11 protein-coding genes and 1 pseudogene are annotated in these 14,582 nt (G+C 73.1%); 1 reads left to right on the top strand and 11 read right to left on the bottom strand.

Annotated features, from left to right (window positions below; genetic code table 11):
- Positions 1-360: 360 nt before the first annotated feature.
- Positions 361-2,178: pseudogene (locus JMF97_RS22490) on the bottom strand (transposase); the annotation flags it as partial.
- A gap of 41 nt (positions 2,179-2,219) precedes the next feature.
- Positions 2,220-3,197 (bottom strand): SatS C-terminal domain-containing protein, encoded by a 978-nt coding sequence (locus tag JMF97_RS22485; RefSeq protein WP_203223333.1) that lies wholly within the window; start codon positions 3,195-3,197, stop codon positions 2,220-2,222.
- Positions 3,198-3,311: 114 nt separating this feature from the next.
- Between JMF97_RS22485 and JMF97_RS22480 the strand changes: the two genes are divergently transcribed.
- A complete protein-coding gene (locus JMF97_RS22480) occupies positions 3,312-3,653 on the top strand; it encodes a PadR family transcriptional regulator (protein ID WP_203223332.1) in 342 nt (113 codons plus the stop codon).
- Positions 3,654-3,678: 25 nt separating this feature from the next.
- On the opposite strand, the gene JMF97_RS22475 is transcribed toward JMF97_RS22480, so the two are convergent.
- From JMF97_RS22475 to JMF97_RS22435, 9 genes are all read right to left on the bottom strand, one after another.
- Positions 3,679-4,365 (bottom strand): permease prefix domain 1-containing protein, encoded by a 687-nt coding sequence (locus JMF97_RS22475; RefSeq protein WP_203223331.1) that lies wholly within the window; start codon positions 4,363-4,365, stop codon positions 3,679-3,681.
- Between the two features lie 58 nt (positions 4,366-4,423).
- Positions 4,424-6,247 carry a thiol reductant ABC exporter subunit CydC gene (cydC, locus tag JMF97_RS22470; RefSeq protein ID WP_203223330.1) on the bottom strand — a complete coding sequence of 608 codons (1,824 nt, stop codon included), beginning with the start codon at positions 6,245-6,247 and terminating at the stop codon, positions 4,424-4,426.
- Positions 6,244-7,914 carry a thiol reductant ABC exporter subunit CydD gene (cydD, locus tag JMF97_RS22465; RefSeq protein ID WP_203223329.1) on the bottom strand — a complete coding sequence of 557 codons (1,671 nt, stop codon included), beginning with the start codon at positions 7,912-7,914 and terminating at the stop codon, positions 6,244-6,246. The genes cydC and cydD overlap by 4 nt, the downstream gene beginning before the upstream one ends.
- Positions 7,911-8,918: a cytochrome d ubiquinol oxidase subunit II gene (locus tag JMF97_RS22460; RefSeq protein WP_203223328.1), complete on the bottom strand. Its 1,008-nt coding sequence runs from the start codon at positions 8,916-8,918 to the stop codon at positions 7,911-7,913. The genes cydD and JMF97_RS22460 overlap by 4 nt, the downstream gene beginning before the upstream one ends.
- 10 nt (positions 8,919-8,928) lie before the next feature.
- Positions 8,929-10,185 (bottom strand): cytochrome ubiquinol oxidase subunit I, encoded by a 1,257-nt coding sequence (locus JMF97_RS22455; protein WP_203223327.1) that lies wholly within the window; start codon positions 10,183-10,185, stop codon positions 8,929-8,931.
- 182 nt (positions 10,186-10,367) lie between these two features.
- Positions 10,368-11,273, bottom strand: coding sequence for a M56 family metallopeptidase (locus JMF97_RS22450; protein WP_203223326.1), 906 nt, complete (start codon positions 11,271-11,273; stop codon positions 10,368-10,370).
- 10 nt (positions 11,274-11,283) lie between these two features.
- Complete coding sequence (locus JMF97_RS32060) at positions 11,284-11,832, bottom strand: BlaI/MecI/CopY family transcriptional regulator (RefSeq protein WP_307817050.1); 549 nt, start codon at positions 11,830-11,832, stop codon at positions 11,284-11,286.
- Between the two features lie 501 nt (positions 11,833-12,333).
- Complete coding sequence (locus JMF97_RS22440) at positions 12,334-13,158, bottom strand: aldehyde dehydrogenase family protein (RefSeq protein ID WP_203223325.1); 825 nt, start codon at positions 13,156-13,158, stop codon at positions 12,334-12,336.
- Complete coding sequence (locus JMF97_RS22435) at positions 13,151-14,581, bottom strand: aldehyde dehydrogenase family protein (RefSeq protein ID WP_203223324.1); 1,431 nt, start codon at positions 14,579-14,581, stop codon at positions 13,151-13,153. Before JMF97_RS22435 ends, JMF97_RS22440 begins: the two co-directional genes overlap by 8 nt.
- Position 14,582: the final 1 nt, after the last annotated feature.

Genomic DNA, 14,582 nt, shown 5'->3' with positions numbered 1-14,582 from the left:
GGCCAGGCTGGCCGCGTCGCGCACGATCCGCAGTGGACGTTCCTCGCGCAGCGGCGAACCGGGCACGAGATTGGCCTGCGGTACGCGCTTGGGCAGGCCGGCGTTCGTCTCGGCACCCACCGCAGGGCGGGCGGCCTGCTCGGCGGCCTGCCATCCGGTGTCGGCCGTGCTCGACCAGTCCAGGGCGGCGTCCTCGCCGTGCCCGACGAACCAGGCCGACTTGGCCTGCGCGAAGATCAGCAGGTCACCGTCACCCTCGTCGGAGATCGGCGACGGCCGGTGCTCGACAGGCGGCGCCGGTCGACGCGGCAGCAGTGGGGGATCCAGCCGCTCGGCGGCATGCCCACGCTGCTCGTCGTGAGCCCGGTCCACCAGACGCAGTGGAGGGTTCTCCAGGTGCGACTCCGGCCCGTTGCGCAGCGCCCGGTCGGCCAGCGGCGGCGGCTCGACGAGCCGCAGCACCGGAGGCTCCGGCGGCAGGTCGTCGGCGAGCCACGGCGGGGTCACCCGACGCTCGGTGGTCAGCTCGGCGGGCACCTCGGGACCGGTGGCGGGGCCTGCACCCCGGTTACGGTCGTCGTACGAGCCGGCGACGGGGTTGCGCGCCGAGCTGTCGGCGGGATTCTCCGGGTTGTTCACCAGCGGCCAGTTGGCACGCGAGCCCGGTGCGGCCGGTTCCTGCCCGGGGCGGGGCGTCGGCACCGGAACGCTGAGGTCGGTGGCGCTGAAGCCACCCGTCGGCGTCGGCGGCGCACCGTTGGTCTTCGGCCGGGGCGGGATGATGGTGCGCTGCCGTTCGGCGCGGGCACTGTTGATCGCTGCGGTGGTCAGCGTCGGCCGGAACGGCTCGCCGGCCTCGGCCGGTGGGATCGAACCACGCGGCGCCGGCGCGATCGGGGTGATCCCGGGCGGCGGCGGTGGCGTGGAGATCGGCCGGTTCGTCGGCCCGTCGATCCGCGATCCGGCGGAGTCGGGACGTGACGGCGGCGCCGACACGGGCGGTCCGGCGACCGCAGCCGGCGCGATCGGGGCCGGTGCGACCGGCGGCGGGGCGACCGGGGCCGGCGCCACCGGCGGCGGATTCGTCGGGCGGGGTGCCGGCGGTGCGGTGGTGCCCGACACCGGCTCGGGACGGGAACGGCGTCCGGCGGCCGGTTCCGGGCCGGTCGGGCGTACGGCTCGCAGGCCGGCAGCGCTGTTGACGGTGGGCAGTTCGCCGACCGGCTCGCCCCGTCGGGCGGCGGCTCGCCGGCCACTGGCCAGGGCCGGGCCGGGCGTACGGGCCTGCAGCGCGCCGACGAGTGCCTCGCAGCCGGCGTCGCAGGCGCGTACCGAGGCGACGGTCTGCCGGATGGTCTCGGCGGCGGCCGAGGTCAGGGCGCGGTTGACGGTGGAGCGTCGAGGCGTCTCGGAGATGGCCACCCGCAGTGCGGTGACCGCCTCGTCGATCGCGTCCGGGTCGCCCACCCCGTCGGCCGTGAGTTGCGCGGCGACGGCGTCGGCGGTGACCGCGGCGTCCCGGCCACGGCCGGCGTCGGTGAGCATGCTCGGCTCGGGCAGCGCGTCCAGCACCGCCAGCGGGATCGACTCCGCCGGGTCGGGGAAGGCGCGCAGGGCAGCCGGGTACAACTCGCGCAGCACCTCACGCAGCGCCACCGCGGCGGAGTGCCGGCCGCTGGTCAGCGCCGCGTGCGCGGCGAGGATCTGCTTGTAACCGGCGAGATCCCGGGGTGCCGGCAGGGTCACGGCCGACAGGGCACCGGCCTGCAGGGCACGAGCAAGGCCGACGGCCCGCCGGACGGCCGGCGGGGACTGCATCTCCTCGACCGAGTCGTCATCGGCGAACCGTTCGGCGAAGTCGTCGACCGAGTCGTCGTCCGCGATCGCCAGAGGGCGGCCGGCAGCGCTGAGCAGTGAGGTGACGGTGTGGTCGTCGGTGTCGGCGGCGATCGCCGCTCCGCTCGGCCCGCCCGAGCGGTCCACGAGCAACGTGACCAGTCGGGCGTAGCCCGCCGGGTCGTCGTCGACCTCGCAGACATGCAGCAGCCGGCCTGCGTCGTCGACCACAGCGGACGTCAGCGTCGATCCGGCCGAGGCCGGTCGGTCGGCCGGATCCGCCGAGGCCAGACCGCAGTACACGCGCACGAGCGCCACGGCGTCGTCCTCCTCCCGGGACACAGGGCTTAGCTCTGCCAGAGACTGATGCTCCCTGTTGTGGGTCAGTCGCGCCAGTCCACGACCGCAGAGATCTTTCCGACAATGGTCCGCCAACCGAGACTTGCGGTTTGTGCCCCGATTTTCTTCAGCCGCCGACGGCCCAGGAAACCACCGATGCCGCCGTTGACCGAGGCCCGCAGCGCCTCGTCCAGGTCGTCGAGGCTGGAGCCGGCGGAGAGCATGTCGAGTACGGCCGGCAGACGCAGCGCGTACGACAGGTCCCGGGCGACCTCACCGGCCTCGATGAGCAGCGTCGGGTCCCAGGTGTCGTGCCCGCCGCGCAGGTTCTCCACGACCAGGTCGAGCTCGTAGATGTCCTCGTCGAGCGGCGCGATGTCGGCCGGCTCCACCCGTTCGGACAATTCATTCCAACTGTCCAGCTGAGACAGATCGTTCGGTGCGCCGGAGCGGACGAAACTCACGAGCGCCTCGGGGGTCTTGAACAGCAGCAGCCGCCCCCGGTGGCTCAGGAAGATCGGCACCTCTTCGTCGCCGGCCTCCTCGGCCGCCTTCTCGTCGGTGTCGTCGGCGTCATCCTTGTCGCCCTTGGCGTCGGTGTCGCCGTCCTTGGCCCGCTTCTCCTCGTCGTCGCTCTCGGCGAACTCCCGGGCGATCTCCTCGTCCAGGATGACGACGTCGTCGTCCTCGTCGTCCTCGGCCTCGACGACCTGGCGACGGGCCAGGAACGGGTCGTCGGCGTCGCGCTCGGCCACGTCGGTCGGGGTCAGCTCGCTGGCCGGGCGGTACGCCCGCAGCGTGTAGCCGGTGCCGGCGGGCAGGGCGATCTCCACCGGGTCGATCCGCAGCTCTTCCCAGAGCGCGCGGGACGCGCCGGGATCCGCGTCGGCGACGGCCTCCGACTCGTCGGTGGCGTCCGGCTCGGTGGGGCCGGTCGTGTCATCGAGCTCGGGCTCGTCGGCGTCCGGCCGTTGAGGCGACTGGCGGGCCACGGTGACCTCCGTGTGCGTCGGGCTGCCCACCCGCCGGCGTGGTGCCGGCGAGTGACTCTGGGCACATACCCTAGTTGGCTGCGCTGGGTGACCGGTGCCCGCCCCGGTGGCGGGGCCGTGGTTCGACAAGTAGCGTTTCTACGCATGAACGCCCAGGCGCTGCACGGCCACCTCGACTCCCTGCTGCTCGCCGTGCTGGAGCGGGGCGCCCTGCACGGCTACGCCATCATCGAGGCGCTGCGCGCCCGTAGCGACGGGCGGCTCGATCTGCCCACCGGCACCGTTTACCCGGCGTTGCGTCGGCTGGAGCGGGCCGGGCACGTGGCCAGCGTCTGGAGCACCGTCAACGGTCGAGAGCGGCGGACGTACGAGCTGACCGACGCCGGCCGACGCACGCTGGCCGAGCAGCGGGCGGGGTGGCGCGAGTTCACCGCGACCGTCGGGCGTGTCCTGGACGCCAACCCACCCTCGACGACATCGGGCTGATCACTGCGGGTGACCTCGTGGCGCGCTACCGGGTGACCAACGGTCGGGCGGCGAGCAGCCAGGTGTGCGCGGTCCGGCCCAGCCAGAGATGCGCCACACCCGCGACCAGCATCCCGACGATCATCGGTGGCCAGCTGAGCGCCGCGTCCCACAGTGCGATCGACCAGCCGAAGAGGGCCACCCCGGCCATCGCGCCCAGCAGGGTGGTGCCGGTCAGCAGGATGCCCACGGTGTGCGCCGCGACGGTGAACCCGGGCCGGGACGACCGCGCGGTCATCGCCACCAGCACCAGACCGGCCGCGCCGAACAGGAACGCCGCAGTCCAGATCACGTCGACCGACCGGGACAGCAGCAGGTAGCCGGTCGGCGGCGGCGGACCCGCGCTCCAACTCGACCCGTGCCAGGTCAGATCACCGGCGATCGCGGCGACCCCGGCGAAGGCGACGATCCACAGCGCCAGCCGGCGCAGCGCGGCCACCGCCAGCTCGGCCTGGTACGCGGGCGCAAGCTGCTCGGGCGTACCGAACTCGGCCACCGCCCGTCGGGCCGCCTCGTCGCCCGGCAGACCACCGTCCCGGTACGCCTCGACGGTGTCCAGCAGCCCGTGCCGGGCCTCGGTCAGCAGATCCGCGCGTAGCCGGCGTGGCCCGTGCAGCCGGGCGGCCAACTGCCGCAGGTGTTCCTCGACCAACACGTCATCACCGACCGGCATGTCCCCATGCTGCCAGCCGGACGGCCGTCCCGCCGTCCGGGAGATCCCTGATGAGGGGTCAGCCGGAAACCGCCAGGTAGCCGTGCTCGGCGGCCTGTTGCAGCGTCCACTGGTCCCGGTACCAGCCCGGGGTCGCGATCAGCTCCGCGTGCCGGCCGCGCTGGATGATCCGTCCCGCGTCCAGCACCACGATCTCGTCCAGCCCGGCGAGACCGCTGAGCCGATGGGAGATCAGCAGCACCGAGCGCCCGGCGGGAACGGCGGCCAGGGCACCGGCGAGCACCTCGTCCGCGGCGACCGGGTCGAGGCCTTCGGTCGGCTCGTCGAGCACCAGCACGGCGGGGGCGGCGAGCAGCGCCCGGGCCAGTGCGAGGCGCTGCCGCTGACCGCCGGAGAGCTGCGCACCCTCCTCACCGACGACGGTGTCCCAACCGTCCGGCTGGTCCCGTACCCAGTCAGCCAGACCGGCCGCCTCGGCCGCGGCGAAGAGCGCCAGCTCGTCGGCGCCGGGCCGGCCCAGCAGCAGGTTCTCCCGGACCGTGGCGTGGAAGACGTACGCCTCGGCGAGCAGCCCGCCGACCACCGTCGGCAACTCCTCGGGCGAGTACGTGCCGAGGTCACGCCCGTCGAGGGTGACCCGACCGCCGTCCGGGCGTACCGCACCGGTCAGCACCGCGGCGAGAGTGCTCTTGCCCGCGCCACTCGGACCGACCACCGCCACCCGTCGCCCCGCCGCCAGGTCGAGATCGAAGGTGTCCAGCGCGGCGGGCGCGCCGCTGCGGTACCGCACCGTCACCTGGTCGAAGCGCAGGTCAGGGGTGCTGCCCCGGTCGCCGGACGGGGCCCTGATGGCCGCTGGCGTGCCGGTGGCCTGCTCGGCGGTGTCGGTGATGAGCGGGGCGATCCGGGCCAGGCCGGTGCGGAGCGCGGTCCACTGTCGGGCGGCACCGACCAGGGCCAGGGCGATCTCCACGGCGGACAGGGTGCCGACCGCCAGCACACCGACGAGGACCCCGCCCACCCCGGCGCGGAGCGCGACGAAGACCACGGCACCGGCGGTCAGCCCGGCCACCAGCACCCCGGCGGCGTCCACGGCGAAGCCGCGTACGGCGAGCCGGCGTTCCAACCGGGCCAGCTGGCGGGCGCGGCGCTGCGCCGCGTCGAGGGCGGCGCCGGTCGCACCGAAGGCGGCGAGGTCGGCCGCGCCGTGGGTCAGGTCGACCGCGTCGGCGGCGAGCGCACCGCGCAGCGGTGCCACCTCGGCGGCGGCCCGCCGGGTCAACGCGGTGGCCAGCGCCGGCAGCGCCACCCCGGCCACCAGCAGCCCGGCGGCGAGCACCAGCGCGGCCGACGGCGAGACCAGCGCGGTCAGCCCGACCGCCAGCACGCTCACCAGACCGGCCGCCGCGCCCGGCACGACGACCCGCAACAGCAGGTCCTGCACCGCCTCCACGTCGGAGACCAGCCGGCTCAGCGCGTCGCCGGTGCGCGGTGGCGCGCCGCGTCGGGCGGCCAGGGTGGCGAAGACCCGGGTCCGGACATCGGTGACCAGACGCAGCACCGCGTCGTGGCCGGCGAGACGTTCGGTGTAGCGCAACACGCCCCGGCTGACGGCCAGGGCCCGTACCGCGACGATCGCCACGGTGAGCCGGTCCAGCGGAGGCTGGCCGGCAGCCGCCATCAACAGCCAGGTCGCCGTGGCCATCAGGGCCAGCGCGGCGAACTCGGTGACCGCCGCGAGCAGGCCGGCACCGATCAGCCGATTCAGGTACGGCCGGGCCAGCCGCAGCACCACCAGCTCCGGCGCCCCGCCGGCCGGTCGGGGACCAGCCTGGGTCGAGCCGGTCTCCGGGCCGGTCTGGTCGGATCGTTCGTCGCTCATCGGCCCTCCCCGGTCGGTTGCGGGGTCAGCTCGGTCACCCGGCCGTCGTCGACCCGCAGGATGCGGTCGGCGTCGGCGAGCAGGGCGGGCCGGTGAGCGACAAGCAGGGCGGTACGGCCCGCCACCAGGCGGTGGGTGGCCGTCAGCACCGCGGCCTCGGCGGCGGCGTCGAGGCGGGCGGTGGGTTCGTCGAGCAGGACCACGGGGGTGTCCCGCAGGAACGCCCGGGCCAGCGCGACCCGCTGCCGCTGCCCGCTGGACAGGCCGTGCCCGCGCTCGCCGAGCATGGTGTCCAGGCCGTCGGGCAGGGCGGCGATCACGTCGTCGAGGGCGGCGTCCTGAACCGCCTTCTCGACGGCGCTCGCGGAGGCCTCAGGGACACCGAGGCGGATGTTGTCGGCCAGCGAGGCGGCGAACAGGTGGGCGCGCTGCGGCACCCAGGCCACCTGCCGACGCCAGCCGTCGAGGTCGGCCTCGGCGAGGTCGACCCCACCCACGGTGACCCGGCCGCGGGTCGGCGTGACGAAGCCGAGCAGCAGGCCGAGCAGGGTGCTCTTGCCGGCACCGCTGGGCCCGATGATCGCGATCCGCTCGCCCGGTCGGATGGTCAGCGAGACGTCCCGCAACGCCACGGTGCGCTGGTAGGCGACGGTGACCGACTCGAACCTGATCTCACCGAGCCCGTCCGGCAGCGCCCCGGCGCGGGTCTGCGGTGCCGGCGCGGCACCGGTCAGGGTGAAGGCCTCGTCCAGCGCGGTGAGCCCCTCCATGCTGGCGTGGAACCGGCTGCCGGCCGCGCGCAGCGGCAGGTACGCCTCCGGGGTGAGCAGCAGCACCAGCAGCGCGACCTGGAGGGTCAGCCCGCCACCGAGCAACCGGATGCCCACCGGCACCGCGACCAGCGCCACGGACAGGGTGGCGACCAGTTCGAGCACCAGGGCGGAGAGGAAGGCGATCCGCAGGGTCTTCATGGTGGCGACCCGGTGGCTGTCGGCCATTCGGCGTACCGCGTCGGTCTGGGCCTTTGCCCGGCCGAAGGCACGCAGGGTCGGCAGCCCGGCCACCATGTCCAGGAAGTGCCCGCCGAGCCGGGACAGCCGACGCCACTGGCGTTCGGTGGCGGCCTGGGCCTGCCAGCCGAGCAGGGCCCCGAAGATCGGAATGAGCGGCAGGGTCAACGCGATGATCAGCGCCGAACTCCAGTCGGCGAAGACGATCCGGCCGAGTACGGCGACCGGCACGGTGACGCTGAGGACCAGCTGGGGGAGATAACCGGTGAAGTAGGCGTCCAGGGCGTCCAGCCCGCGACCGGCGAGGGTGGCCAGTTGACCGGCGCGCTGGCCGGCGACCCAGCCGGGCCCGTGTCGGGAGACCGCGCCGAGCAGCTCGGCCCGCAGCGCCGCCTTGACCGTGGCGGCCAGCCGCGCCGACACCGTGCCCTGCGCCCAGACCAGCACCGAGCGGGCCGCCACGGCGGCGACGAAGCCGGCCAGGGCGGGACGATTCAGATCTCCGGTGAACGCGGAGGCCAGCAGGGTGGCCAGGGCGGTGGCCTGCGCCACGACCAGCCCCGCGGCGAGTACCCCGAGCAGGCCCAGCAGGGCGAGGTCACCCCGGGCGGCGGGAACCCGGCGCAGCAGACGCGGGTCGAAGGGCCGGCGGTTCACCAGTACACCAGCGCCCTACCCTCGGTTCGTCCTCGGAAAATCCACCAGCACATCGCCTGAAAGCCTAGTAGTGCCGGCAGCAACGGTACTGCGAGCCAGCCCAACAGACGCAGGGTCGGGGCGCTGGCTGCGGCGTTGGTCACGGTCAGTGACGCTGCGGGGTCCACGGTCGAGACCAGCGCGTACGGCCAGAGGGTCGCCCCGACCAGCAGCACCGGCAGTGCCAGCGCGGTGGCGGTGGCGGCGAAGGCGACGCCGGCCCGTGCCCGGCCGAGCGCCGCCCGCGCCACCAGCAGCGCCGCGACCAGCCCCACCGCCAGCAGTACGCCGACCGCCGGTCGCTGCGCGGCGACGCGTACCCGGTCGGAGGACAGGCCCACGACGGCGGCCGTGCCGACCGCGCCGGCCGCGGTGAGGACCAGCCGGCGGGCCAGCGGCCGGAGCCGGTCGGCCTCGGCGGCCGGCAGCCGCAGCGTGAGGAAGGTGGCCCCGTGCGCCGCGACCAGCGCGACGAGCGCCAGCGCGGCAGCGGCGGCGAACGGGGTGAACAGGTGCGTCACGCCGACGACATGACCGTCGGGATGCCGCGGTACACCCTGGAGCAGCCCGGCCAGCACGACCCCCCAGCCGAGCGCGGCCAGCAGGCTGCCCACCACGATCACCCGGTCCCAGCCGGCCCGCGCCCACCCGCTGGCCGGTCGGCTGCGCAACTGCACCCCGGCGGTGACCAGGATCACCCCGACCAGTGCGCCCAGCACCGCCGGATAGCTGCCGGCGAGCAGTTCCCCCTCCAGGACGGGGAAGGCGCCGAACAGGATGCCGACGGCCGCAACCAACCACACCTCGTTGCCGAGGAAGAACGGTCCGACGGCGTTCAGGGCCGCCCGCCGCCGCGCCGGGTCGGTGCCCCGGGCCAGCAGCAGGCCGACGCCGTAGTCGTAGCCACCGAGCACCAGGTAGCCGGCGAAGAAGAGGCCGAGCAGGGCGTACCAGGCGAGTTCCATCAGGCTCTCCTCAGAGGAAGGCGGGCTCGGTGCGGCTGTCGTCGGCGGGCGGCTGCATCGGCGGTCGGCCGAGGGCGGGATCCGTCGCGCCGGCGGCTGCGTGCCGGGCCAGCAGCACCCAGTTGGTCACGGCGAGGGCACCGAGCAGCAGGGTGAAGCCGATCAGCGAGGTGGCCATCAGCCACGGGTCGATCGGGGAGATCGCCTGGTCCACCCGCAGCAGGCCGTACGCCACCCAGGGCTGGCGGCCCACCTCGCGGGCGATCCAGCCGAGGATCACGGCCACGAACGGCAGCGGCAGGGCGATCATGAGCAGCCAGAGCGGGAAGCGGAGCCGGATGATCCAGTCCCGCCAGAGCAGCGGGAGGATCAGCCAGAGCAGACCGAGGCCGAAGCCGATGAGGATCATGAAGCCGAGCCCGGCGTTGGCCAGCACAGGCGGCAGGTAGTCGCCGGGGCCGAACCGGGCGGTCCAGTCGGCGACCAGCGCCTCGGCGTCCGGGCCGGTGCCGTTGAACTTGGTCGGCTGGATCGCGCCGACCGCGCCGAACTGGGCGAAGCCGAAGCTCTGGACGAGGCCGATCGCCAGGGTGGCGGTGACCACCCCGATCCGCAGCGAGGTACGGAACAGGTCGAAGTCACAGGTGCTGCGGGTCAGGTGCCAGGCGCTGACCGCGGCCATCAGCATCCCGCCGGTGAGCAGCGCCGCCGACACGACGTGCCCGAACGCCATCCACAACGCCGGGTTGGTCAGCAGCGCGGAGAAGTCGGTCAGATGGGCGACCCCGTCGCGTACCTCGTAACCGACCGGGTTCTGCAACCAGGAGTTCGCCACCAGAATCCAGAAAGCCGAGGCGTACGCGGTGAGCGCCACCCCGTACAGCAGTGCGAGGTGTACGCCCCGACGCAGCCGGTGCCACCCGAAGATCCACATGCCGAGGAAGGTCGACTCCAGGAAGAAGGCGACCAGGGTCTCGATCGCCAGCGGGGCGCCGAAGACGTTGCCGACGTACCGCGACAGCCCGCTCCAGTTCAGCCCGAACTGGAACTCCATCACGATGCCGGTGGCGATGCCGAGCACGTAGTTGATCACGTACAGCTGGCCCCAGAACCGGGTGAGCCGCTCGAAGCGCGGGTTGCCGGTGATCAACCAGGCCGTCTGCAACCCCACCAGCAGGGTGACCAGGCCGAGGGTGACCGCGACGAAGAGGAAGTGGACCGAGGCGGTCGCGGCGAACTGGAGCCGGGCGAGGAGCAGGGCATCCATGACTCTCCTGGGGTCGACGCTTCACCTCAGGGAGCCTACAGGTAGAGAAGCTACGCATTCGGCCGCGAGAGGCCCGCGCGGGCAGGATCAGGGTCAGTTCAGGGTGCCTGCTGGTGGTCGACGCGCCCGGTCGATGCGTCCGGTTGATGCGCCCGGTTGATGCGCCCGGTCGGTGCGGGCGGTCAGCTCAGGAAGAGGCCGATCGGCAGGTAGGCGGCGGTGCTGGTCACCGCCAGCGCGGCGGCACCGATCAGCCGGGGCGGGCGCCCGGCAATCAGCAGCCGCTGCATGCGTACGTCCAGGTCCCGATGCCCGAGACCGAGCGTGCCGGCCGGGCTGATCCGGTCACCGGCGTCCGCGAACCGGCGCAACGCACCGGCCAGCGGCGCGTCCGCGTGCAGCTCCCGGGCCTTGTCGTCGGCACGCATCTCGACAAGCAACCCGACCCGCTCGTGCGCCTGGCGTACCCAGCGCACCCAGGGCAACGCCCGGCACAACGCGGTGAACGGCAGCAGCACCAGGTCGTGCCGCTCCTGGGCGTGCGCCCGCTCGTGCGCGAGCACCGCCTCCAACTCGGCCGGATCGAGCAGATCCAGCGCGCCGGCACTGACCACCACCCGAGGCCGTACGCCGGGCAGGCAGTACGCAGCCGCGCTCGGATGGTCGAGCACCAGTGCCCCGGGCACCGCGGGATCCCGCCGCGCCACCAGGGTCAGCAACTCCCGATGCCGACGCTGGGCGCGTACCGTGCCGTGGATGCTGCGTACCGTCGTGGTGAGCAGCACCGCGCCGATGCCCAGGCCGATGCCGACCAGCCCCAGATGGGCCACGCCCAGACCGGCCGGCAAGGTGCTGTGCCACAGATCCCCGACCAGCGTGAGCAGGGCACTGCCGGTCCCCATCTCGTACGGTGCCAGCCCGAGCGCGATCGGCATGCCCATCGCGGACAGGCCGGCCCCCAGCCCGATCGCCTGCCAGCAGAGGATCGCCACCCCCGGGCTCCGCCACGTCCAGGTGGAACGGGCCAGAACCTGCGCGAGCAACCAACAGGCAAGCATCGCGCCAGTGAAATGCAGGGCGTACGCCACGGTCTCGCCCCTACCGTTCCGCGGTCTCGCCCGCCCGGTCCGGGCGGTTTGCCCGGTCTGCCGGCGGCACCTCGATCCGATCGGTCAGACTGCCGACCCCCTCAGCATCCGCGCCTCCCGTGCCTGCGGTGCTGTTCGTGTCTTCCGTGCCTTCTGCGACTCCGGTGGCTTCTGTACCTTTCGTGACCGGCGTCAACGTGGCCTCTGCTGCCAGGGCCGCGCGCAACACGTCCGCCTCGGTGCCGGTGACCGATCGGGCGAACCGGACCAGCGCCGCATCCCGGCTGCCACCGAGGTCGAGTGCGTCGAGCATGAGCTGGGCGATGTGCGCCTCCCGGCTGGCCGCCGCGCGATAACGCCAGGCCCGGCCCTCCCGCTCGCGCTGCACCATGCCCTTGCCGGCGAGGCGATCGAGCACCGTCATCACCGTCGTGTACGCCAACTCGCGCCCGACCAGCGCGTCGGCCACCTCGCGCACCGTGACCCCGTCCGACCTGGCGGGCACCGTGTCCCACAACACGTCCATCACCGCACGCTCAAGATCACCCAGCCGAGTCACCCGCCAATCCTACCCCCCGTAGTAGACCCCCCGCCCGCCCCACCGTTGCTCCGCCCCCATCGCCCACCCCTCCACCCACCGCGGGCCCACCTGTCCTGAACAAGCGCCGTCGGTGGTGGTCGCACAGGTGCCAGCGCAGAGGGGCCCTGTTGCGGCATCGCCCCGCACCATGCCCAGCAAGTACGGCGATGTTGCGGTATCGACGCGGCCTGGACCCAGCAACTTCGGCGTTGTTGTGGGGCTGCGGATGCTGGCCGCGTTGGTTGGGCCCTCGTGAGGCGTCGCGCTGTTGCGGCGTTGCGCCGGGCTGCGCTCGACAAGTTCGGTGATGTTGCGGTGTCGACGCGGCCTTCACCCAGCAACTTCGGCGTTGTTGCGCGCGGCATCCGACCCACGGACAGCTTGACCCCCGAGAGCGGGTGCTCCCCGGAAGCCCACCCACGCAGGCTTCAAGCTTGATCGCCCAGACGCACCCGCACAGGCGAGCAAACCCCGAAGCCCTCAGACGCCCTTCGGGTGCCACACCGTCTTCGTCTCGAGCAGCGCCGTCATCCGCCCCAGCCCAGGGTCGGCCGACCAGTCGTGATCAGCCGACACCGGCCGGAGCACCCGCTTGAGGTTCTCCGCCGCTTTGATCTCCAGCTCAGCGGCCAGTTCGGCGTCGGTGACCCCGGTCAGGTCGATCGCGTTGACGTCCATGTGCGCGGCCAGCGTCGGTACGGTCTCCGACAGCCGGCCGGTGAGGATGTTGACCACGCCGCCCGGCAGATCGGAGGTGGCCAGTACCTCGGCCAGGGTCACCGCGGCCAGGGGCGCGGCCGGGGAGGCGGCCACCACCACGGTGTTGCCGGTGACGATCGCCGGGGCGATCACGCTGACCAGGCCCAGCAGGGCGGGTGTCTCCGGGGCCACCACCGCCACCAGGCCGGTGGGCTCGGGGGCGGAGAGGTTGAAGTAGGGCCCGGCGACCGGGTTCGCGCCGCCGTACACCTGGGGCAGTTTGTCCGACCAGCCCGCGTACCAGACCCAGCGGTCCGTCGCGGCGTCGACCTCGTCGGCCGGTACGCCCAGGGCGATGAACTGGTCGCGGCGGCCCTCCAGCATCTCGGCGATGCGGTAGAGGATCTGGCCCCGGTTGTACGCGGTGGCCCCGGCCCAGCCCTTCACGGCGGCGCGGGCGGCGACCACGGCGTCCCGCGCGTCCTTGCGGGAGGCCAGCGACACGTTCGCGGATTGCACGAGATACGACCGTCCCGACTCGCTACGCGGGAACTTCCCGCCGATGAAGAGCTTGTACGTCTTGCGTACCGCGACCCGCTCAGACATTGAGGTACGCCTCCAGCCCGTGCCGACCGCCCTCGCGGCCGTAGCCCGACTCCTTGTAGCCACCGAACGGCGAGGTCGGGTCGAACTTGTTGAACGTGTTGGCCCAGACCACTCCGGCGCGCAGCCGGTCGGCCGTCCACAGGATCCGGGAACCCTTCTCGGTCCAGATCCCGGCCGACAACCCGTACGGCGTGTTGTTGGCCTTTTCTACCGCCTCGGCCGGGGTGCGGAAGGTGAGTACGGACAGCACCGGGCCGAAGATCTCCTCGCGGGCGATCCGGTGCGCCTGGGTGACCCCGGTGAAGATGGTCGGCGCGAACCAGAAGCCCCGCTCGGGCAGCTCGCACGGCGGCGACCACTGCTGCGCGCCCTCGGCGGCCCCGGCCGCGGTCAGTTCCCGGATCCGGGCCAGCTGGGCGGCCGAGTTGATTGCCCCGATGTCGGTGTTCTTGTCCAGCGGGTCACCGACCCGCAGCTGGGCCATCCGACGCTTGAGCGACTCCAGCACCTGCTCGGCGACGGACTCCTGAACCAGCAGCCGGGAACCGGCGCAGCAGACGTGCCCCTGGTTGAAGAAGATGCCGTTGACGATGCCCTCGACGGCCTGGTCGACCGGGGCGTCGTCGAAGACGATGTTGGCGGCCTTGCCGCCCAGCTCCAGGGTGAGCTTCTTGCGGCTGCCGGCGACCGCGCGGGCGATGGCCCGACCGACGTCGGTGGAGCCGGTGAAGGCCACCTTGTCCACGCCGTCGTGCTCGACCAGCGCGCGTCCGGTCTCACCGGCACCGGTGACGATGTTGACCACGCCGGCCGGCAGGTCGGCCTGCTGGCAGATCTCGGCGAACAGCAGCGCGGTCAGCGGGGTGGTCTCCGCCGGCTTGAGCACCACGGTGTTGCCGGCGGCCAGCGCCGGGGCGATCTTCCAGGCCAGCATCAGCAGCGGGAAGTTCCACGGGATGACCTGGGCGGCCACCCCGAGCGGCTGCGGGTTGGCACCGAAGCCGGCGTGGTTCAGCTTGTCGGCCCAGCCCGCGTAGTAGAAGAAGTGCGCGGCGACCAGCGGCAGGTCGACGTCGCGGGACTCCTTGATCGGCTTGCCGTTGTCCAGGGACTCCAGCACGGCCAGCTCGCGGGAGCGTTCCTGGATGATCCGGGCGATCCGGTACAGGTACTTGGCACGGTCGCGGCCCGGCATCGGACCCCAGACCTTCTCGTACGCCTTCCGGGCGGCACGAACCGCGCGGTCCACGTCCTGCGGTCCGCCCTCGGCGACCTCGCTGAGCACCTCCTCCGAGGCCGGGTTGATCGACTTGAAGCTGCCGCCGTCGGCCGGGTCGACGAACGCGCCGTCGATGAACAGGCCGTAGGACGGTTTGAGGTCCACCACCGAGCGGGACTCGGGGGCCGGAGCGTATTCGAACATC

Source organism: Micromonospora fiedleri, assembly GCF_016774385.1.
GTDB classification, from domain to species: Bacteria; Actinomycetota; Actinomycetes; order Mycobacteriales; family Micromonosporaceae; genus Micromonospora; species Micromonospora gifhornensis.
The sequence above is the reverse complement of the archived record's forward strand: the minus strand, read 5'-3'. Positions and strand labels throughout refer to the sequence as shown.